The following is a 19,127-nucleotide window of genomic DNA, read 5'->3' as shown; positions in this document are numbered from 1 at the left end:
GTCCGGCGGGGGAGTGGTGGCACCGAGGGGTCCTGTGAGCTGCCTCACCCACCAGTGTGCGTTCACGGTCCGAATTGCCAGGCCAGCACTGCTCTTTGGCGGTCGACGACTGCGCGTTGGCCGTATACGTCAGTGATCTGTCATTGCAGCCAGTCCCAACGTCGATACAGGCTGTGATCGTGTTTGAGCGACGTGTTGTGGTGGTGGTGTACGCGGGCGCGATGGCGCTGGACATCACCGGACCCATTGAAGTGTTCGATACCGCCAACCGGTTTCTGGCCCCGGGGGGAGCCCCCTACCGAATCGACTTCGTCTCCGCCGAAGCACCACTGGTGCGGATGAGCTCCGGAATGATGCTGGAGGCCGCGCCGCTGGAAGCGGGGGAGGGGCCGATCGACACGCTCCTCGTGCCGGGCGGATGGAGCCTCAACGATGCGCTCAAGGACGGGGAGTTGGTCTCCTGGATCCGTCAGGCAGCGGCCCGGTCCCGCAGGGTCGCCTCCGTATGTGGCGGATCCTTCCTGCTTGCGGAAGCCGGCCTTCTCGACGGCAGGCGCGCGACCACGCATTGGGCCTACAGCGAGGCGTTGGCAGACCGCTATCCGGATGTGACGGTCGACGCCGAGCCGATCTTCGTGTGGGACGGCCCCTTTGTGACCTCCGCGGGAGTGTCGACCGGGATCGACATGGCGCTGGCCCTGGTGGAGGCCGATCACGGCGCGGCGCTCGCGCTGCAGACGGCGCGCTTTCTGGTGCTGTTCCTCAAGCGACATGGAGGACAGGCACAGTTCAGCACTGTCCTGGACGCCCAGTTGGCCGACCATCCGCCGATCAGGGCTGCGCAGGAGTGGATCCTCGACAACCTGCACAATCCTTTACCCGTCGCCGAGATCGCCCGTACAGCCAACATGAGCCCGCGCAACTTCTCCCGGGTTTTCAGACGCGAGGCGGGCACGACCCCCGGCCAGTACATCGAGCGGACCCGTATCGCCCGTGCCCGCGAACTGCTGGAAACCACCGACCTGACGATCGGCCAGATTGCGCGCCGCTGCGGATTCGGCGCTCCCGAGACCTTCTTCCGCTCCTTTGGCCGAACCCTGGGACTCACTCCGAAGGAATACCGGCACCGCTTTCAACTCATCTCGCCGTCCGGCTTCATCGACCCGCACCACGAGACGAACAGGAGCCCCGTATGAGCACAACCATCGCTGACTTACCCGAGGATGGAACGGTACGGCTGGTCGACTACCTGGCCGGGGAGCTCGCCCGGGCCGGCGTCACCCACGTGTTCGGGGTCGGCGGCGCGAACATCGAGGACCTGTACGACGCCGTTCACCGCACCGACGCCATCGGAGGCGTCGTCGCCAAACACGAGTTCTCCGCCGTCACGATGGCCGACGGATGCGCCCGTACGACCAGGCGCCTCGGCGTCGTCGCCGCCACTTCGGGCGGTGGTGCCATGAATCTCATGCCTGGTCTGGCAGAGGCCTACGCCTCCCGGGTGCCCGTCCTGGCGCTGGTGGGCCAGCCGCCGACCGGCCAGGAGGGCCATGGGGCGTTCCAGGACACCAGCGGCAAGGCGGGCTCCTTCGACGCCCGGGAGGTCTTCGCACCTGTCTCCCGGTTCTGCGCGCGGGTCGATGACGCGGACTCGATCAGGGAGTTGCTGCCCCGGGCGATAGCGGCGGCCCATGCCGATCCGCGAGGGCCGGCGGTGCTGCTGCTGCCCAAGGACGTGCAGCAGGCGCGCATCCGGGTGCCCGGCGGCGCCGCCGCACAGACGCCGCAAGTGCCGACGTCGGTGCCGACGGCCTCGGTGGCGCGCCTCGACACCGACGCCGTCACCGCCGTGACGGACACCCTTCGCCGGGCCGACCGCGTCCTCGTCATCGCCGGTGACGAGGTCGCCGCCACCGGCACACATGCGGAACTGGTGGAACTGGCCCGGCGCTTGGGGGCGTGGGTGGCGGTCACTCCCGACGCCAAGGACGTCTTCGACAACAGTGATCCCCGATTCGCGGGTGTGGCCGGAGTGATGGGCCATGCCAACGTGGAAGACTGTCTGCGGCGGGCCGACGTGTGCCTGCTGGTCGGCACCCGGCTGCCGTCCCTCGCGTGCGGGGGATTGGAGCAGGCCCTGGCCGCCAGCGACGTCGTCTGCCTCGGTCCCGAACCACCGTTCGTGCCTGGCACCGCGCTGATCGGACATCTGCCCGAAGCGCTGCGCGCGGTGACCGGCCGGCTGCCGCAGCGATCACGCGCCTGCCCGGAGCACGCCGGTCCGCTCCCCACAGTCGCGCCCCTCCCGGATTCTCAGGCCCTAGGCCGAACTATCCCCTATGCCCGGGCAGTTGCCGCGGTGCAGGCGGCACTCCCGCACGATGCGCACGTCTTCGTGGACGCAGGCAACGCCGGGGCGAGCGCGGTCCATCTCCTCCCGGCACCGCGCCACGGCCGGTTCGTGTTGGCGGTCGGCATGGGAGGCATGGGTTACACCTTCGGTGCCGCGATCGGCGCCGCGCTCGCCACCGGCCGACGCACCTACGTACTCGCCGGCGACGGGGCCTTCTACATGCACGGCATGGAGGTGCACACGGCCGTCGAGTACGCCGCACCCGTGACCTTCGTCGTCTTCAACAACAACGCCCATGCCATGTGCGCGGTGCGCGAGGAGTACCTCCAGGGCGGCGTTCGCAGCGACGACCTCTTCTCCCGTACCGACATCGCCGCCGGCGTGGCCGCTGCCTTCCCGTCCCTCGAGGTCACAGGCGCCGACGACACCGCGCACCTGCGCCGTGCCCTGTTCCGCAGCAACGCGGGCGCCGGCCCGGCGTTCATCGCGCTGGACTGCGACCCGGCCGAGATCCCTCCCTTCCGCCCCTTCCAGTCCTTCGTCCAAGCCGCCGACAACAAGGAGAGCTCCTATGAGCGAGGCATCGTCCACGTTGGCTGACATCCCCGGTCTGATGCGGATCGAGAACCCCGGCAAGGACGAGTTGACCGCGCACTGCATGGAACTCACCCACGCCGTCTACCCCCACCACCAGGTCTACGGGCAGTACTGCACCATCCACGAGTACGTCGACTGCCCCCCGGAGCAGACGTACGACTACCTGCGCCAGGGCCACCACCTGGAGGAGTGGACCTGCAGCCTGCGGGACTTCACCCCCACCGGCACCCCGGGGCTGTGGGCCGGCTTCGACCGGCTCGAGGACGACACCAGGATCTACTGCAAGGTGGTCGCCCATCCCGAAGCCATGACCGTGGACTACCACTGCTCCTGGGACCAGGGCGAGAAGCTGTGGATGATCTACCTGATGCGCGTCGTGCCGGCGCCCCTGGTGCTCGACAAGCCGGGATCGGTGATCACCTGGACCAACTGCCGCCACCCCTACTACGACGACAACCCGCACCCCGACAGGAGTCCTCGCCCGGACCGGCCCTGGGTGGGCGATTTCTGGGACCTCTTCTACGCGGGGCACACCGTGGAGATGAACAACCTCAAGGCGATCCTGGAACACCGCCACCGCAATGGCCTGCCCGTCAGCGTGCCTCCGGTGAAGGCGGTGGCGCAGTGACCACGGTCAGCCTCACCGACATCGCAAGTTACCTGCCCGGCAAGCCGGTTCCCGCGGACTTCTACACCGAGTACCCCGGAGCCGAGGACAAGCTGCGCAGCCACCCCATGTTCAAGATCCCTCCGCTACGGCACCACGTGGCACCGGACGAGACCAACGCCGACATGGTCGAGCGCGCCGTGCAGCCCCTGATCGAACGGCACGGAAGGGACGAAATCCGGGGCGTGGACGTGCTGTTGGTGCACAGCCAGCTGCCGGACCTGCCCTTCGTGGGCGCCGGCACCGAGGTGGCACGCCGGCTGGGCCTGAACCCGGAGTGGCTCGTCGACGTGGCCAACGCGGGCTGCGCGTCCTTCGTGTACATGCTGAAGCTGGCCCGGCAGATCCTGAGCACCACCGACGCGACGACCGCGCTGATCTGCAACGCGCAGAGCGCCGCGGGCCAGTGCTTCACACAATCCGAGGTACGCCGGCTCGCGCAGGCCGCGATCCCGGGCGACGGCTGCGGCGTGGGCTACGTGACCACATCGGCCGACAGCCCGGTGCTCGACGTGGAGACCCGGCACATCGGCGAGTACGCCGGGGACATGACCGTCGCGGTCGACGACGGCCGCAAGTACTGGGAGCCAGGAGAGTCCCAGCTGCGCATCGGGTTCACCGACGCCAGCGTCGCCAAGGTCCTGGCACGCGGCAATCGCCTGGTCCCGGAGGTGGTCACCGACCTGTGCCGGCGGCTCGGCGTGGCGACCACCGACATCAACGTCCTCATCACCAACCAGCCCAACCGCACCTTCCTGCGGAACTGGCGAGAAGCGCTGCAACTGCCCGCCGAACGGCATCTGAACACCTTCGACGAGTGCGGGAATCTGTTCGGAGCGGGGATCCCGATCACCCTCGACCGCGCGATCCGCACACAGCAGGTCCAGGACGGAGACCTGGTGGTCCTCGGGGGATTCGCCCACGCGGGTGACTTCGCCGGCGCCGCCGCGGTCCGCTGGCGCGGCGGGCGGGGCTGACGGATGAACATCCCCGTGCTGCACCAACTGGCCCTGAACGAGAGCCCGTACCCCCCGCTGCCCTCGGTCCGCGAGGCGATGCAACGTGCCGTTGCCCAGGCTCACCGGTACCCGCAGTTCTACCCCGACGACCTCACCGAATGGATCGCCGCGTGGTGCCAGGTGAGCCCCGACCGCGTCGCGGTCGGCAGCGGATCGGTGGGCGTGGCCCTGCAGTTGCTGCAGGCCGTGGTAGAGCCCGGCGACACCGTGGCCTACGCCTGGCGTACCTTCGACGCATACCCGCTACTCGCCGCCATGGTCGGCGCCGGCACCGTCCCCGTACCCCTGACCCCGGACGGAAGCCAGGACTTGAACGCCTTGCTCGTGGCGCTCGACCACCGCACCCGCGTCGTGGTGCTGTGCAATCCGCACAACCCCACCGGGACCCTGATCACCGCCGACGCGCTGTCTGCGTTCTTGCGTCAGGTTCCCCGACACGTCACCGTTCTCCTCGACGAGGCGTACGTGGAGTTCGCCCGCGGCGCCCAACTGCCGGATGCTGCCGCCCTCTTAGACCGTCACCCCAACCTGCTGGTCCTGCGCACCTTCTCCAAGGCGTACGGCCTGGCCGCCCTGCGGATCGGCTACGGACTCGGCGCGACCGACCTGGTCGCACGAATCCGCCGGCAACAACTGCCCTTCGGGATCAACGCGGTGGCAACTGCGGCCGTAGAGGCATCGCTTCGCGCCGTCGACGAACTGCGTCGACGCGTGGACACCGTCATCGCCGAACGAGACCGGCTCCACCACCAACTCGCCGCGCACGGCTGGCACATACGCCCGGGCCACGCCAACTCCGTCTGGCTCGCCGCCCCCGATCCGGTCGACGAGGCGGCCGCGGCACTCACCGCCGCGCGCATCCGGGCTCGCCACTACCCCGGCGAAGGACTGCGACTCACCGTCGGCAGCCGGCAGGCCAACGACGCCGTGCTCGCCGCGTTGGCAGGAGCAAGCCGACACGCGGCGTCAGAAGGGGGTGCGCCGGGGACCAGGCATGACGGCCGGGCCACCGCCGTCCGGCACAACGGCCTGAGACGAGCGCCCGTCGTGCGCTCGCCGAGCGCCCATGACGACTAGTCGTCGGGCCCGCTCGTCTCGTTGGACGGTGCCAGGGTGCGCTGGACGTCGAACTCGTTGCCTTCGGGATCGGCCATGACCACCCAGCTGCTGCCGGGTCCCTGACCCACGTCCACCTTGGTGGCGCCGAGGACGAGCAGCCTGGCCACTTCGTCGTCCGTGCTGCGGTCGATCGGGCTGACGTCAGCGGGCCCGGCACCGGCCGAATTGGTCGTCGACTGCCACGGTCCGGAACGGCTCGCGACCTTCTGGTGCGCGGTCCTGGACCCGGGTGTACGGCCCGGTGAGGCTGCGGTCTACCCGCAAGCAAGGTCTGGGAGGCGGGCGCCGTACGGGTCGCCTGGTGTGCGCGGGCGTCCGTCGGCCTGCCGATGCGGATCAGGCGGCCGTCTCGTGGCTACAACCTGGTTGCCGACTCCCGCGACCAGGCCGATCTCGCCCCGGACAAGCCGGAGTTGCCGGCCGAGCCGAAGACCGTCTGGGAGGAGACCGCCGCTGATGGTGAACCGCCACGCGCCTCGCGGACTTGGCCGCCCCCCCCGTCTGACGCCCGACCGTCCCCGGCATCCTCGCGCCTGCCGTCACATCCTGGGCGAGCCGGTCTGGGTGTCGGTGTGGCCGTGTGTGCCGACTGCCGTTTCGAGGTCCGTGGCAAGGGCCCGTAGCCAGACCTCCAGGTCGACCAGGGGAGACAGGGCCTCGACCGGGATCTGCGCCGCGATGTGAGGCGGCAGGGTGGTGGTTCGGACTCGGATACCTGTTGCTGGGAAGGTGGCTGCGTGGCGCGTCGCCGTAGCGATGTCGTCGGCGGCTTCGCGGGCCCATCGCACGGCGGTCGGGGGGATGGCGGCTGTGGTGCGTGACGTCGGCAGCCAGTAGGCGCCGACCAGTGTGCGGGCGCCGTAGTTGATGCAGGCGAGCCAGTCCGGACCGTTCTCGGGTGCACGGGGGGCGGGTTCTGCTCGGTATTGCGCGTAGGCGGCCTGGGCGATGCGCAGTCGATGGAGGGTCAACTGCAGGGCTTGGGTTGCGGCGTCGTGTGGAGGCGTGGGGTCGGTGACGGCGTCGGCGGTGGCCCGCACGAGGGGTGCGGCGGCGAGGAAGAGTGCGCTCATGCCGCGCCGGATCTCGGCATGGGCCCCGGACGGCCAGGCGAGCAGCCCGCACATCAGGCCGATGGCGCTGCCGGTCAGGACATCGATGATGCGGGCCTCCGCCAACTGCCATGTCACCGGGGCGATCTGGGCGAACGCCGTGGACACGACCAGGGTGAAGAGCCCCTGCGCCCAGGCCGGCCCGCCGACGGGTCCCACCGAGAACGCGATCAGCATGAGCGGCGCCAGCAGGTACTCGTACACCTGGACGGTGTCACCGGCACCGGTCAGGAGCAGGCCGGCGGCCAACGCGCCGACCAGAGTACCGACGGCTGCGGAGCGGACGACGGACCAGGTGGCGCCCGCGGTGGTACGGCCCAGGGTGAGCACGGCGAGGAGTACCCAGAAACCATGAGACAGGTCGAGCGATCCCGCCACGATGCGGGCGAGCGCAAGTCCGAGCGCCGTGCGGAAGGCGTTCTGGAACACGACGGAGCGCGGGGTGAAGTTGCCGGTCATCCTGATGAGCCACAGCCGGGCCGTCGAGCTCCGGCTGTACCAGAACTGCTCGTGAGGCAGGCCCGGCACCGAGCGTTCCACACCGTTGGCCAGAGCAACGGCCGTGCGCACGGTCATGGCCGAGACGGCGACCGTCAGGACGGTCGACTGCCGCCGCAACAGTGCATGCAGGCCGTGCCCCCGCGCGACGGGAATGCTGCCGCGCGCGGCGAGGAACTGGGCCGTCATTTCCTCCATCGGTTCAGGGCCGGCCGCCGGACGCCGTCCGCGTACCATCTGCGCTGTGCCGGCGCATGTGGCAGCGATGTCGCGGAGCAGGGTCTGCGAAGCCAAGTCCAGGGGTGCGGCGGGCAGTTCGGCGAGAGCGGCGAGCTGGTCCAGCACGCGGCGCGTGGCCGCACCCGCCTGGGCCATGCCACGGTCCGCCCTGCTCGCCCCGGTGGGCCTGCTCTCCAGCGGTTGCTGTGACAACCGCAGATCACGGCCGGTTGTCCTGAGTCGCTCGACGAGACGAGGATCCGCCGCGTGTCGGGACCGGGCCAGCTGGCGCGCAGTCTGCGCCGCAAGGTCGAGGGCGTCCGCGATCCGTGTGTCGTACGACGGCTGCGCCGGCTGTGGGAACAACGACTCACACACCATCAGCAGTGCCACCCCGACCGTGAGCCCGGTCAATCGCTCGGGCAATGTGCCGGGGGCGTAGGGCGGGAAGCAGGCAAGGATGTAGAAGAGCTGCAGTCCGGGGACGACGCCCGCGAGCCGTGGGGCGCAGGCCGCGCAGAACGTCAGGACGACTCCTACGAGCAGCACGCCTGCCGCCGCCGACCAGGTCGACACCGCGAGGACCGTACCGAGAACGACCAGCGCGGCGGCGGCCGGGAGAGCGCGCAACAGTGTGCCGACACGCCGCCGCCCGGAACCGGGCAGGGACGACATGACGCCGAACGCGATGGGAGCGAACAGGGCGTAGATGGCGAGGACAGGCCGGTCCAGCAGGTGTGCCGCGGGATAGAATCCGACGAGCGAGGCGACCGTGACGCGCACGGCGTTGCGCCCCGCGGCGATGGACTTGGCCGGCGACGGCAGCTTCGCCATGCGTTCCTCTCCCAGGGCCGCCCGGAACGTGTGCCGTCCCCTACGGGGTGCGCACGGCGCCACATCATGCCTGGTCCTGGCCCTGGGAGCCGTCCGTCACACCAGCGGTACCGCGGGAAACGCCCGACCGGCCCACCCTGCATACAGGCTGTCAGGGTGCATCGAGGTCGTCGTACAGCTCCGTCGCTGCAGCGGTGGCTGCGGTGATGGAGCGGTAGGCGGCGCGGGCGTGGGTGAGCCGGGCCAGTGCGGTGCCGATCAGGGCAGCGGTGAGCAGGCAGGCGAGCCAGAAGGTGTCACGGTGCCCGGTCCAACTGAGGGTGCCTGCGGGTGGGATGGCGAAGCCATTGAGGAACAGCCAGCACAGGACGGCCGTGCCAGGGGCTGCGGTGAAGCTGGCGTAGACGCCGAGTATCGCAGCGAGCAAGGACAGTGCCGCGAGCGCGATCCCTGGACGATCCGGGCCCACGGAGGCGTTGAGGAACGTCACCAGGAGTGCGCCGCCGACCGCAGTCGCCCATACCAGAGGCGTTGCCACGGGCCGCGGAACGGGCCGTGTGCCGCTGCTCAGGGACACCCACTCGATCATGCGCCCGTCCCTTCGGTCCTTTCGGCGCCAGGGGCAGGAAATGGTCGGTGCCTCAGGCGTCTGCGTCATGTGGATACGTAGGGGCCGATTGTTCCACCTGATCGACGTTGGCGAAGTCACGGCCTTCGGCCAGCCGGCGTTCCCTTCATCGGATCCCTCAAGAACGCCCTTCTCTGATCAAAGATCTTTCGTGATTTCTGCGTGTCACTGCGAGCCTGCGGCCACCACGGTCGCCGTGATGGGTTCGAGTTCGGTGATCAGTTCGTCGAGTTCGGCGGGGGACAGGGCGTCGTAGGGCGGGACGGCGAGCTCGTCGGTGAGGGTTTCGATGCGTTGTTTGGTCGCGCGGCCTGCGTCGGTGAAGTGGCCGTCGGTGTCGATGAGTCCGCGTTCGCGCAGGCCGTCCATGACCGCGGCCAGGCGCTCCTTCGGCAGGTGATGGATGCGTCCGAACGACTCTGGGGGGTGGATGCCCTGTTCCAGGGCGGAGAGCACGTGGGCCTCCGTGCCGCCGATGCGCGCGCCGACGAGGGCGGCGATGTGCCCGTCGCCGCGGTGCTCGCGCAGCATGGTGGCGGAATGCCACAGCCGGGCGACGGGATCGCCGGGTACCTCGAGGGTGCGCATGCCGGCGTACATCACCCGGCCTTCGGTGGGGGCGCCGGTCGCGGCCTTGGTGGTCAGGTCCGCGGCGCGCACCAGGCCAGGGGAGGCGGCCAGTTCATCGCCGAGGATGCGCCGTAGGGAGGCCGCGCTGCCCCGCTCCCGCGCGGCGACGGAGGCCTCGGGCGGGATCGTCTCCCAGGCGCTGGGGATGTGTCGTGCGGCCTCCCCGTCGGCGAAGTTGTAGAAGGCTGCGTGTACGACGTGGGCCGGCACCCGTCCCAGTGGTGCGGCGCGGCTGGCGAAGTAGCCGTCCCAGTAGGTGCGGTGGCCGAGTGCGGCCAGTTCCTCGTTGCATTCGTCGGCGAAGAAGGTGACCAGGCAGATCGGTTCCAGGAGCTCGAACATGCGACGGGCGATGTGGGTCGTCTGATGCGCGCGCGTCTTGCCCATCGGGTTCTCCCTTTGTTGGATGTGCCGACTTGGACCGTCCGGCACTCCGAAACTCATCGGCGACCGGAGGGAAGCAGGGCAGAGGGGTTGGCGCGTCCGCGTGGCTGTGGTTGCGAGAGTGGGTCCTGGGCCACCTCTGGGCTCGGGATCGCGTTCGCCGGGGCGCCGGCCTCTCAGCCCAGCGGAAGTCGTTCGGTCAGGCGGAGTTGGTCGATCACACTGGCCAGTTGGGTCTCGATGGCTGCGTCAGCGGCGTCGGGGTCGCCGGCGGTGATGGCGTCGATGATGGCGAGCAGCTGCGGCAGCGACTCCTGCGGGCGTCCGGAGCGCAGTGCGAGGCGGAACTGGAAGCGCACCATCTGCACGTTGAGCCGGTCGAGTTGGCGTTTGGCGATCGCCTGGCCGCTGAATTCGATGATGAGGTCGTGCAGCTTGCGGTTCAGCGCGGAGTAGGTGTGGATGTCCTCCTCGGCGACCGCCGCTCGTAGTTGAGTGCCGACGTCGGTCAGCTCGGCACGTTGTGCGTCATTCGCGTGCTCGGCGGCTTTGCGCGCGCACAAGCGTTCCAGTGCTGAGCGGCACTCGGTGATCTGGATGGCCTCCTCGACCGAGACGACCCTGACGCTGGCGCCTCGGTTGGGTACGAGCTCCACCAGGTCCTCGGAGGCGAGGTCGAAGAGGGCCTCGCGTACGGAGCTGCGGGTAACTCCCAGCTGGTCTGCCAGGTCCTGCACGATGAGGCGCTGACCTGGCAGGAGGTCACCGGTCCAGAGGGCTTGGCGGATGTGCGTGCTGACGTGAAGCCGCGCGGCCGCGCCTTTGACTTGCGTGCTGGTCACCTGCTGCTGGTTCCTCTCTCCCCGAGCTACCCCGTCGAGACCTTGTGCGGAGGTCGCCGCCGCAGGTGCCGAGCCTATCACCGGCGATATTTTCAGCGAAAAGTTTGCAATTCTGCCCGAGGTGGACCCGCCCTCCTCGTTGCGGCAGGCATCCGCAGTTGCCCCGCAGGCCTTGCGCAGCAGGTCGGCATCCATGCCGAGCCGCCCCTCGGAGGTGACTCGGCGCCCAGTCGCAACCTTCTGACCTGCGAGGTTCGGGCGGCCGCAGATCTGCAAAAAGATTGCTGAAAATATTGTCGGCAAAGTGATTGACCATGTCCGCGGCGCCCGGTTAGCGTCCCGTTCCATGCGTAGGGCCATGCGTAGGCCGTGATCCGTAGGCCGCGATCCGTAGGCCGTCGATGCGCAGACCGACGCCCAGCCCAGACGCAGTCCCACGCGTTCTGGACGCGTGAGCTCAATGAAGGAGACCTCGCCTTGATCATCGATTGCCACGGCCACTACACGACCGCGCCGGTAGCGCTGGGGGAGTGGCGCGAGCGCCAGGTCCAGGCGTTGACCGCCGGTGGCGAGGCGCCGCGGCAGGCGGATCTGCGGATCGGCGACGACGAGATCCGGGAGACCATCGAGGCCAACCAGCTGCGTCAGATGGACGAGCGCGGCATCGACGTGACGGTCTTCTCCCCGCGCTTCGTTCATGGCGCATCACATCGGCGACTTCGCCGTCTCATCGGCCTGGGCCCGGGTCTGCAACGATCTGTGCGCCCGCGTCGGCGAGTTGTTCCCCACCCGGTTCGCTCCCGCGGCGATGCTGCCGCAGTCACCGGGCGCCGATCCGGCGACCTGCACACCCGAGCTGACCCGTGCGGTCGAGGAGCTCGGAGCTGTCGCGGTCAACCTCAACCCCGACCCCTCCGGCGGCCGCTGGACCGCGCCGCCGTTGACCGATCGCTCGTGGTACCCGCTCTACGAGAAGATCGTCGAGCTCGACGTGCCGGTGATGGTGCATGTGAGTACCAGTGAGAACAGCGCGTTCCACACCACCGGAGCGCACTACCTCAACGCCGACACCACCGCCGTCATGCAGTTGATCCAGGGAGATCTGTTCGCCGACTTCCCCACCCTGCGGATGGTCATCCCGCACGGTGGGGGTGCGGTGCCCTACCACTGGGGGCGCTTTCGTGGTCTGGCGCAGGCACTCGGCAAGCCGGAGCTGACCGAGCATCTGCTGAACAACGTCTTCTTCGACACGTGCGTCTACCACCAGCCCGGCATCGACCTGCTGCTCGAGGTGATGCCCCACAGCAACGTGCTGTTCGCCTCGGAGATGATCGGCGCGGTGCGGGGCGTCGACCCGACCACCGGGCACCACTTCGACGACACCCGTCGCTACGTCGAGGCGGCCGGCCTCTCTCCCGCGGATCTCGCGGCGATCGAGGAGGGCAACGCCCGCACCGTCTACCCCCGGCTGGACGCCCGGCTGCGCAAGGCAGGCCTGTGAGCCACCGCCCGTCAGGCCCCGCGGCAGGTCACCCGTCAGGGCACCGCGCTCGTCATCCCCTGCGGCCGGCCACCCGTCCGGCGCTCCTCAGCACGCCAGACCGGAAAGGAACCCCCATGCAAGAACTCGGCGTCGTCCACACCAACATCGAGCGGGCCGGCCCGGGCGCCGTCGCCAGTCTGTCCAAGCTGGGTGTGGCGACCGTGCACGAGGCCATGGGCCGGCTCGGTCTGATGCGTCCGTACATCCGCCCCGTCTATCCCGGCGCCCGCCTGTGCGGTACGGCGGTGACGGTGCTCCTGCAGCCCGGCGACAACTGGATGCTCCACGTGGCCGTCGAGCAGGTCCAGCCCGGCGATGTCGTGGTCGCTGCCTGCACCACCGAGTGTGAGGACGGCTTCTTCGGTGAGCTGCTGGCCACTTCACTGCGGGCCCGTGGCGCGCTCGGGCTCGTGCTCGACGGCGGTTGCCGCGACGTCGCCGAGTTGGCGCAGATGGACTTCCCGGTCTTCAGCAGGGCGGTCCACGCCAAGGGCACGGTCAAGGCGACCCCCGGCTCGGTCAACGTCCCGGTGGTGTGCGCGAACGTCCTGGTCAACCCCGGCGACGTGGTGCTCGCGGACGCCGACGGCGTGGTCGTCGTACCGGCCGCGAAAGCCGCCGAGACCGCCGAGGCCGGCGAACTGCGTGAAGCCAAGGAAGAGGACAAGCGCCGGCGGCTGGCCGCCGGTGAACTCGGCCTCGACATCTACGACATGCGTGACGATCTGCGGTCCCGCGGCCTGCGTTACGTCGACTGAAAGGACGATCCCCCTTCATGTTGGTGATCGACAACCACACCCACGTCATCTCTGCCGACCGCGAACGCTATCCGGCCGCTCCGATCGGCGGGCGCCAGTCGGAGTGGTCGCAGGCCCACCCGGTGGACATCGACGGGCTCCTGCACGCACTGGACGACGCGGGTATCGCCAAGGCGGTCGTGGTGCAGGCCTCGACGGTGTACGGCCACGACAACCGCTACGTCGTAGAAGCCGTGCGGGCCCACCCGGACAGGTTCCTCGGCGTCTACTCGATCGATGCCGTGGCGCCGGACGCCGTCGAGCGCATCAAGCACTGGCAGTCCGAGGGTCTTTCCGGATTCCGGCTCTTCACGACCGGCACCACGATGCCCGGTCAGGCGGACTGGCTGGGCCACGAGGACTCGTACCCTGCCTGGGCCTACGCCGAGGAGCAGGACATACCGGTCTGCCTGCAGATGACGATCCAGGGACTGCCCGCGCTCCGACAACTGCTGAAACGATTCCCCGGCGTGCGCGTGCTCCTGGACCACTGCGCCCGCCCGGACCTGTCCGACGGCCGGCCCTACCGGCGTGCCGAGGACCTGTTCGACCTGGCCGCCTTCCCCGGCGTCCACCTCAAGCTCACGCACCGGGCGCTGTCGGCGGCGGAGCAGGGCGCGTCCGTGCCCGCCGAGTTCGTGGCGGATCTGGTCGCGGCCTACGGGGCGAACCGCGTCGCCTGGGGCTCCAACTTCCCCGCGGCGGACGGCACACCGGCCGACCTGCTGGCGCAGGCGCGACAGGCGATCGCGGGCCTGTCACAGGCGGACCAGGAACTGATCTTCGGCGGAACGAGCGCCACGTTCTACGCCCCCGCCACACAGACCGGAGGACCCCGTGGCTGACCTCGAAGGGGCCGAACTCCCCGTACTGCGCGCCGTGTTGGGCGACTACCCGCTTACGGCGCCGCTGAAGAACGGAGACCTCGACAGCTCGCAGGTGCGGCTGGACTTCGTTCCCGTCTCGCCCATCCACCGGGCGTTCGCGCCGATGGTGCGTGACGAGGCCTACGACCTCTGCGAACTGGCGATCGTGACCGCGCTGCAGGCCATCGCCTACGGCCGCCCCATCGTGCTGCTGCCCGCCGTGGTGGCCGCCCGCTTCCAGCGCGGCTGCCTCATCGCCCACGCGTCGCGTCCCGTACGTCCCGACGATCTGAAAGGCAAGCGGATCGGGGTGCGGTCGTTCACGCAGACCACCGGGATGTGGGTGCGAGCCCATCTCGCGGAGGACTACGGTCTGGCGGCGCAGGACATCCAGTGGATCACCCGCGACGGCGCGCACGTGGCCGAGTACGCCGACCCCGCGTTCGTCACCCACGATCCGCACGCCGCGCATCTCCCCGAGATGCTGCGCGAGGGGCACATCGACGCCGCCATCCTCGGCAACGACCTGCCCGAGGGCGACGAGTTCGTCCCGGTCGTCCCCGAGGCGGCCGCCCGCGACGAACAGTGGTGGCAGCAGCACGGGTTCATGCCGATCAACCACATGGTGGCAGTGTCCGCTTCGGTTTGCCGCGAGCGTCCTTCCGCCGTGCGGGAGAGCTACGCGTTGCTGCGGCGCGCGGACGCCTCGGTGGAGCGCCCCGGCGGCGCGCCCCATCCCGCGGTCTTCGGCTACGAACGCCTGCGGGAGCCCGTCGAGTCGGTGATCGACGCCTGCCTCGCCCAGCAGCTGCTGCCCCGGCGGCTCGGCCCGGAAGAGATATTCGGCCTGGCGAGGGAGGTGCTCGGAAGCGACGCGGACTGACACCCGCGACCGCCAACTCCCCTGTCGGCACCGGACATTCAACGGAGAAACCGGAACGATGAGCGATACTCATTCGACAACGGATGCCCCCACCAGAACGGGCACGTCCGAGCAGAACACACGCCAACGCCCCCCGTTCTACCGTGACCTGGCCGTCCAGGTGCTCGCCGGCGTCGCGCTGGGCGTGCTCGTGGGCGCGTTGGCGCCCTCGGTCGGTCAGCACGTGCAGTTCCTCGGCGACATCTTCATCCACCTGATCCAGATGGTCGTCGGCCTGATCATCTTCTGCACGGTGACGCACGGCATCGCCAGCGTGCGCGATCTGGGCAAGGTCGGCCGCATCGCGATCCGATCGCTGGTGTACTTCGAGGTCATCACCACGACCGCGCTCGTGCTCGGGCTCGTCGTGGTCAACGTGCTCAAGCCGGGCTCCGGCATGCACGTCGACCCGTCCTCCCTGCACGCCTCCTCCGCGGCCACCGCACCGGCCAAGTCGGAAGGCTTCGACGACTTCCTCGTCGGTCTGGTGCCGACTTCCGCGGTGCAGGCCTTCGCCGAGAGCAGCATCCTCCAGATACTCGTCTTCTCCGTGCTGTTCGCCTGCGGGCTGGCCTCCGTGGGCGAGAAGGCGCAGCCGGTGCTCGACATGGTGGCGACCGTGCAGCAGGCGCTGTTCTGGATCATCCGCAAGGTGATGCGCGTCGCCCCGCTGGCGGCGTTCGGCGCCATCGGCTTCACGGTGTCCCAGTACGGTCTGGGAACCCTGCTCTCACTCGGCCGGCTGGTGGCGGTGTTCTACCTGATCGTCGTGCTGTTCTTCGTCCTGGTCCTGTGGCCGGTCTCGCGCTACGCGGGAGGGAGCCTGCTGAAGCTGATGCGCTACTTCCGCGCGGAACTGGTGCTGGTGCTCGGCACGAGCTCTTCGGAGAGCGTGTTTCCCCAGCTGACGGCCAAGTTGAAGAACCTCGGCGTGGACGAACCCGTGGTGGGCCTCGTGCTGCCGACTGCCTACAGCTTCAACCACGACGGTACGTGTCTGTACTTCGCCGCGGTGAGCGTCTTCCTCGGCCAGGCCACCGGAACGGACCTCAGCTGGACCGCTCAACTCGGCCTCCTGCTGGTGCTGTTGCTCACCTCCAAGGGCGGCGCCGGGGTGTCAGGCTCGGCCATCGCCGTACTGGCACTGACGCTCAGCGCGACCCACACGATCCCCGTCAGCAGCATCGCCCTGGTCCTCGGCGTGCACAGCATCCTCTCGGCCGCCTTCGTCTTCACCAACATCGCCGGAAACTGCGTGGCCACCCTCGTCGTAGGCAAATGGGAGAAGGCGATCGATCGGGACCGGCTGCGCACGCAACTCGACGCCGGATACCAGGCGGCGTAGCGGCCCAGCCGGCGGACCGCAGGTCCGGGCCGCGGGCGCACGAGGCAGTGCGCCCAGACCGCCGGGACCGAGCGACGTGTTCGTGAAATGCGGCTGTCAGGTCGATCACTGGGTGATGCCGCTGGGAGCCGGCGGCGGGTGAGGGGCGTGAGTGCGAATGGGCCGTGCCGAGGGGTGAGGGGGCACCGGCAGTCGTCAACCGGTCGCCTGACCCGGGCTCGTCGCCCGATCGGCCAGCGCGGCCCGTGCCAGGTCGCGGAGCCAGACGTGTGCGGGGTCGGTGTCGTAGCGCTGGTGCCACGACAGGTACACGGGCGCCGACGGTAGATCGAGCGGCAGGGGGAGCAGCACCAGGTCGAGATGCTTGACCGCAGAACGCGTCGTGGACTCGGGGACGGTGACGAGGAGGTCGGAACCTCGCACGAACTCGAAGGCGGCCGCTTCGGTGGGTGCGGTCGCCACCACGCGTCGGGTGTGGCCGAGCTGTTCGAGCGCGTCATCGAGGGCATTGCCGAGCCGCCCGCGCCGGGAGACGGTGATGTGCTCGGACGCGGCATATCGCGCGGCGGTGACCGTCTTGACCCGGGTGAGCGGGTGGCCGCGGCGCACGACGACGACGTGATGGGTCTCGGTCACCCGCTCGGCATGGATCTCGGGCGTGGTGGGACGGTCGGCGTTCGCGGCGAGGTCGACCTCGCCGCGACGCAACTCGGGGGTGTCCACGCTCGATTCGGCGATGAAGCGCAGACGCACGCCCGGCGCCTCGTGGCGCACGGCCGCGAGCAGCGCGGGACCGCTGAGGGCGACGAGTGCGTCGTGCCAGCGGAGTGTGAAGGTGCGCTCGAGCGTCGCGAGGTCGAGTTCACGGCTCGGTGCCAGCACGCCCCGGACCTGTTGCAGCAGGTCGTGCACCTGCTCCCGGACAGCGATGGCGTACGGCGTCGGCGTCATCGTGCGTCCCGTGCGCACCAGGATCTGATCCCCCGTCGTGCGCCGGATGCGGCCGAGGCTCCGGCTCATCGCCGGGGCGGTCACGTGCAGGCGCTCGGCCGCTCCGGCCACGCTGCCTTCCTCCAGGAGTGCGTCGAGCGCGGCCAGGAGATTCAGATCCAATTGCATGACAGTCATCCTAGCCGTGCTTTACATGCACTTGATGTTAATGATGGCGGCTTCTACGTTCGAGGCGTGGGTGCAACAGAGCACGGACTGCGCCCCCGTTGACCTCGCAACCTCCCCGGACGGAGCACCGCCATGACCGAATCACCTCGCACCACCGGTGTTGCCACATCCGCCGGCGCCACCGCCGGCCCCGACCTGCTCGCGGAGACCTCGGCCGCCGTACGCGCCGCGGGAGCGGCACTGCGGGAGCGCTTCGGCGACGTGGTCCGCCACCGGACGCGCGAAGAGCTGATGCGCGCGCTGGCCGCCAACGACGGGGTGGCCCTCGACATCCTGCGGCCCCGCCTCGCACGTCTGCGCCCTCACGCCCGCTGGGTGGAGGAAGAACTTGAGGGCGGCGCCCTGCCGCCCGGCGAATGGTGGGTCGTCGATCCGGCCGAAGGCAACGTCAACCACCTGCACGCCCTGCCGGAATGGGCGGTGACCGCCACGCTCGTGCGCGACAACCAGCCGGTGCTCACCGCGGTCCACCAGCCGTTGACGGGGGAGACCTACACCGCACTCACCGGCGCGGGCGCGCACGTCGACGGCCGACCGCTGCATGTGTCCCCTACCACGGACCTCGGCCTGAGCCTCGTGGCCACGAGCCAGGCCAGGCCGGACGAGGACGAGGACGTCGTACGGCGTGTCGGCTCCTCGATCACGGCGATGCTCCATGACGCGCTCGTGGTGCGGACCTCGGTGCCCGCCACACTGCACCTGCTGAACGTGGCCGCCGGTCGGATCGACGCCTTCTGGCAATTCGCCGGGGCCCGCGCGGACCTGCTCCCAGGGGCGTTGCTCGTCGCCGAGGCCGGAGGGCGGATATCGGACACCGAGGGCCGCTCCTGGACCCCGCAGAGCGAGAGCTTCCTGGCCGCGGCGCCGGGTGTGCACCCCCCTGCCGTTGCCGCCCTCTCTCGATGACGATCCGTCAGAAAAGCAAGCGCCAGGAGGATTTGATCAACATGAGAGAAATCGCCGTTCTCGGCAACGGTCGCGTCGGCGGCGGCCTCGCCGCTGCCCTCACCCGGGCCGGGCATGACGTGACCGTGGCGGACCGCTCGCCGAGCGCCGCCGCCGACGCGGCCCGCAAGGCCGAGATCGTCATCAACGCCACGCCGGGCGCAGGCTCGCTGCAGCGGCTCGTCGCGCTGCGGGAGGAACTGGAGGGCAAGATCCTCGTCGACGTCTCCAACGCCACCGTCGACGGACCGGACGGACTGCCCGCGGAGCTCCTTTACCCCGGCTCAAGTCTCGCGGAGCAGCTTCAGCAGGGGCTCCCCGACACCCATGTCGTCAAGACACTCAACACGATGCTGTACACCGTGATGACCGCGCCCGCAGCGCTCGCCCAGGCGCCCACCGCCTTTCTGTCGGGCGATGACGGGGAAGCCAAGGAGACCGTCCGCGGGCTTCTCGTGGACCTCGGCTGGGACCCGGGGTGGATCACGGATCTCGGCGGTGTCGAGACCGCGCGGGCTGCCGAGGCCGCGGTCCTGTTCGTACCCCACGTGATCCGATCCAGCGGATTCCGCCCTTTCGCGATCTCGATTGCCCGCTGACAGCGCGACGTGCCTTTCGACGACGCCGG

General features: G+C 69.5%; 16 protein-coding genes and 2 pseudogenes. 12 read left to right on the top strand and 6 right to left on the bottom strand.

The features are described 5' to 3' along the window. Positions 1–95 precede the first annotated feature (95 nt). From ACFU97_RS23485 to ACFU97_RS23465, 5 genes are read left to right on the top strand one after another with little or no spacing between them, the layout of a single operon-like run. Entirely contained in the window at positions 96–1,196 is a 1,101-nt protein-coding gene (locus ACFU97_RS23485; RefSeq protein WP_384259637.1) for a GlxA family transcriptional regulator, read from the top strand. Next, positions 1,193–2,953, top strand: coding sequence for a thiamine pyrophosphate-binding protein (locus tag ACFU97_RS23480; protein ID WP_384259634.1), 1,761 nt, complete (start codon positions 1,193–1,195; stop codon positions 2,951–2,953). The genes ACFU97_RS23485 and ACFU97_RS23480 overlap by 4 nt, the downstream gene beginning before the upstream one ends. Further along, complete coding sequence (locus tag ACFU97_RS23475; protein ID WP_384259633.1) at positions 2,925–3,578, top strand: SRPBCC family protein; 654 nt, start codon at positions 2,925–2,927, stop codon at positions 3,576–3,578. The genes ACFU97_RS23480 and ACFU97_RS23475 overlap by 29 nt, the downstream gene beginning before the upstream one ends. Then, the gene (locus ACFU97_RS23470) at positions 3,575–4,594 is read left to right on the top strand and encodes a 3-oxoacyl-ACP synthase III family protein (protein WP_384259631.1); all 1,020 of its coding nucleotides are present in this window, start codon (positions 3,575–3,577) and stop codon (positions 4,592–4,594) included. The genes ACFU97_RS23475 and ACFU97_RS23470 overlap by 4 nt, the downstream gene beginning before the upstream one ends. Positions 4,595–4,597: 3 nt before the next feature. Beyond that, entirely contained in the window at positions 4,598–5,713 is a 1,116-nt protein-coding gene (locus tag ACFU97_RS23465; RefSeq protein ID WP_384259628.1) for a histidinol-phosphate transaminase, read from the top strand. Here the strand turns inward: ACFU97_RS23465 and ACFU97_RS23460 are convergent. From ACFU97_RS23460 to ACFU97_RS23440, 5 genes and pseudogenes are all read right to left on the bottom strand, one after another. Further along, positions 5,710–5,898: pseudogene (locus ACFU97_RS23460) on the bottom strand (VOC family protein); the annotation flags it as partial. The gene ACFU97_RS23465 and the pseudogene ACFU97_RS23460 sit on opposite strands and share 4 nt — an antisense overlap. Positions 5,899–6,294: 396 nt before the next feature. After that, positions 6,295–8,418: an FUSC family protein gene (locus ACFU97_RS23455; RefSeq protein ID WP_384259626.1), complete on the bottom strand. Its 2,124-nt coding sequence runs from the start codon at positions 8,416–8,418 to the stop codon at positions 6,295–6,297. 151 nt (positions 8,419–8,569) lie between these two features. Beyond that, positions 8,570–9,007: a hypothetical protein gene (locus ACFU97_RS23450; RefSeq protein ID WP_384259624.1), complete on the bottom strand. Its 438-nt coding sequence runs from the start codon at positions 9,005–9,007 to the stop codon at positions 8,570–8,572. A gap of 204 nt (positions 9,008–9,211) precedes the next feature. Next, positions 9,212–10,063, bottom strand: a complete 852-nt coding sequence (locus ACFU97_RS23445) for a MarR family transcriptional regulator (protein ID WP_384259622.1) — start codon at positions 10,061–10,063, stop codon at positions 9,212–9,214. Positions 10,064–10,236: 173 nt separating this feature from the next. Beyond that, a complete protein-coding gene (locus tag ACFU97_RS23440; RefSeq protein ID WP_384259794.1) occupies positions 10,237–10,902 on the bottom strand; it encodes a GntR family transcriptional regulator in 666 nt (221 codons plus the stop codon). Between the two features lie 477 nt (positions 10,903–11,379). Here ACFU97_RS23440 and ACFU97_RS23435 point away from each other — a divergent pair. From ACFU97_RS23435 to ACFU97_RS23415, 5 genes and pseudogenes are all read left to right on the top strand, one after another. Further along, a pseudogene (locus tag ACFU97_RS23435) lies at positions 11,380–12,403 on the top strand (amidohydrolase family protein). 116 nt (positions 12,404–12,519) lie between these two features. Then, entirely contained in the window at positions 12,520–13,203 is a 684-nt protein-coding gene (gene ligK, locus ACFU97_RS23430) for a 4-carboxy-4-hydroxy-2-oxoadipate aldolase/oxaloacetate decarboxylase (RefSeq protein WP_384259619.1), read from the top strand. A gap of 17 nt (positions 13,204–13,220) precedes the next feature. After that, positions 13,221–14,087 (top strand): amidohydrolase family protein, encoded by an 867-nt coding sequence (locus ACFU97_RS23425; protein ID WP_384259617.1) that lies wholly within the window; start codon positions 13,221–13,223, stop codon positions 14,085–14,087. After that, positions 14,080–14,991 carry a hypothetical protein gene (locus ACFU97_RS23420; RefSeq protein ID WP_384259614.1) on the top strand — a complete coding sequence of 304 codons (912 nt, stop codon included), beginning with the start codon at positions 14,080–14,082 and terminating at the stop codon, positions 14,989–14,991. The genes ACFU97_RS23425 and ACFU97_RS23420 overlap by 8 nt, the downstream gene beginning before the upstream one ends. Positions 14,992–15,049: 58 nt before the next feature. Next, positions 15,050–16,375: a cation:dicarboxylate symporter family transporter gene (locus tag ACFU97_RS23415; protein WP_384259612.1), complete on the top strand. Its 1,326-nt coding sequence runs from the start codon at positions 15,050–15,052 to the stop codon at positions 16,373–16,375. 195 nt (positions 16,376–16,570) lie between these two features. Here the strand turns inward: ACFU97_RS23415 and ACFU97_RS23410 are convergent, their stop codons facing one another. Beyond that, a complete protein-coding gene (locus tag ACFU97_RS23410) occupies positions 16,571–17,494 on the bottom strand; it encodes a LysR family transcriptional regulator (protein ID WP_384259609.1) in 924 nt (307 codons plus the stop codon). A gap of 132 nt (positions 17,495–17,626) precedes the next feature. Between ACFU97_RS23410 and ACFU97_RS23405 the strand changes: the two genes are divergently transcribed. Together ACFU97_RS23405 and ACFU97_RS23400 are read left to right on the top strand one after the other, a co-directional pair. Beyond that, a complete protein-coding gene (locus ACFU97_RS23405; protein ID WP_384259607.1) occupies positions 17,627–18,460 on the top strand; it encodes an inositol monophosphatase family protein in 834 nt (277 codons plus the stop codon). Positions 18,461–18,501: 41 nt separating this feature from the next. Beyond that, positions 18,502–19,098 (top strand): NADPH-dependent F420 reductase, encoded by a 597-nt coding sequence (locus ACFU97_RS23400; protein WP_384259792.1) that lies wholly within the window; start codon positions 18,502–18,504, stop codon positions 19,096–19,098. Positions 19,099–19,127 lie beyond the last annotated feature (29 nt).

Source organism: Streptomyces sp. NPDC057616 (genome assembly GCF_042800575.1).
Lineage (GTDB): Bacteria > Actinomycetota > Actinomycetes > Streptomycetales > Streptomycetaceae > Streptomyces.
This window is presented reverse-complemented; position numbering and strand designations above follow the sequence as displayed.

Coding starts and splice junctions, on each gene's coding strand:
- ACFU97_RS23410 (WP_384259609.1), bottom strand. CDS start 17,494: ATGCAATTGGATCTGAATCTCCTGGCCGCGCTCGACGCACTCCTGGAG.
- ACFU97_RS23405 (WP_384259607.1), top strand. CDS start 17,627: ATGACCGAATCACCTCGCACCACCGGTGTTGCCACATCCGCCGGCGCC.
- ACFU97_RS23400 (WP_384259792.1), top strand. CDS start 18,502: ATGAGAGAAATCGCCGTTCTCGGCAACGGTCGCGTCGGCGGCGGCCTC.
- ACFU97_RS23475 (WP_384259633.1), top strand. CDS start 2,925: ATGAGCGAGGCATCGTCCACGTTGGCTGACATCCCCGGTCTGATGCGG.
- ACFU97_RS23465 (WP_384259628.1), top strand. CDS start 4,598: ATGAACATCCCCGTGCTGCACCAACTGGCCCTGAACGAGAGCCCGTAC.
- ACFU97_RS23415 (WP_384259612.1), top strand. CDS start 15,050: ATGAGCGATACTCATTCGACAACGGATGCCCCCACCAGAACGGGCACG.
- ACFU97_RS23425 (WP_384259617.1), top strand. CDS start 13,221: ATGTTGGTGATCGACAACCACACCCACGTCATCTCTGCCGACCGCGAA.
- ACFU97_RS23445 (WP_384259622.1), bottom strand. CDS start 10,063: ATGGGCAAGACGCGCGCGCATCAGACGACCCACATCGCCCGTCGCATG.
- ACFU97_RS23450 (WP_384259624.1), bottom strand. CDS start 9,007: ATGATCGAGTGGGTGTCCCTGAGCAGCGGCACACGGCCCGTTCCGCGG.
- ACFU97_RS23480 (WP_384259634.1), top strand. CDS start 1,193: ATGAGCACAACCATCGCTGACTTACCCGAGGATGGAACGGTACGGCTG.
- ligK (WP_384259619.1), top strand. CDS start 12,520: ATGCAAGAACTCGGCGTCGTCCACACCAACATCGAGCGGGCCGGCCCG.
- ACFU97_RS23455 (WP_384259626.1), bottom strand. CDS start 8,418: ATGGCGAAGCTGCCGTCGCCGGCCAAGTCCATCGCCGCGGGGCGCAAC.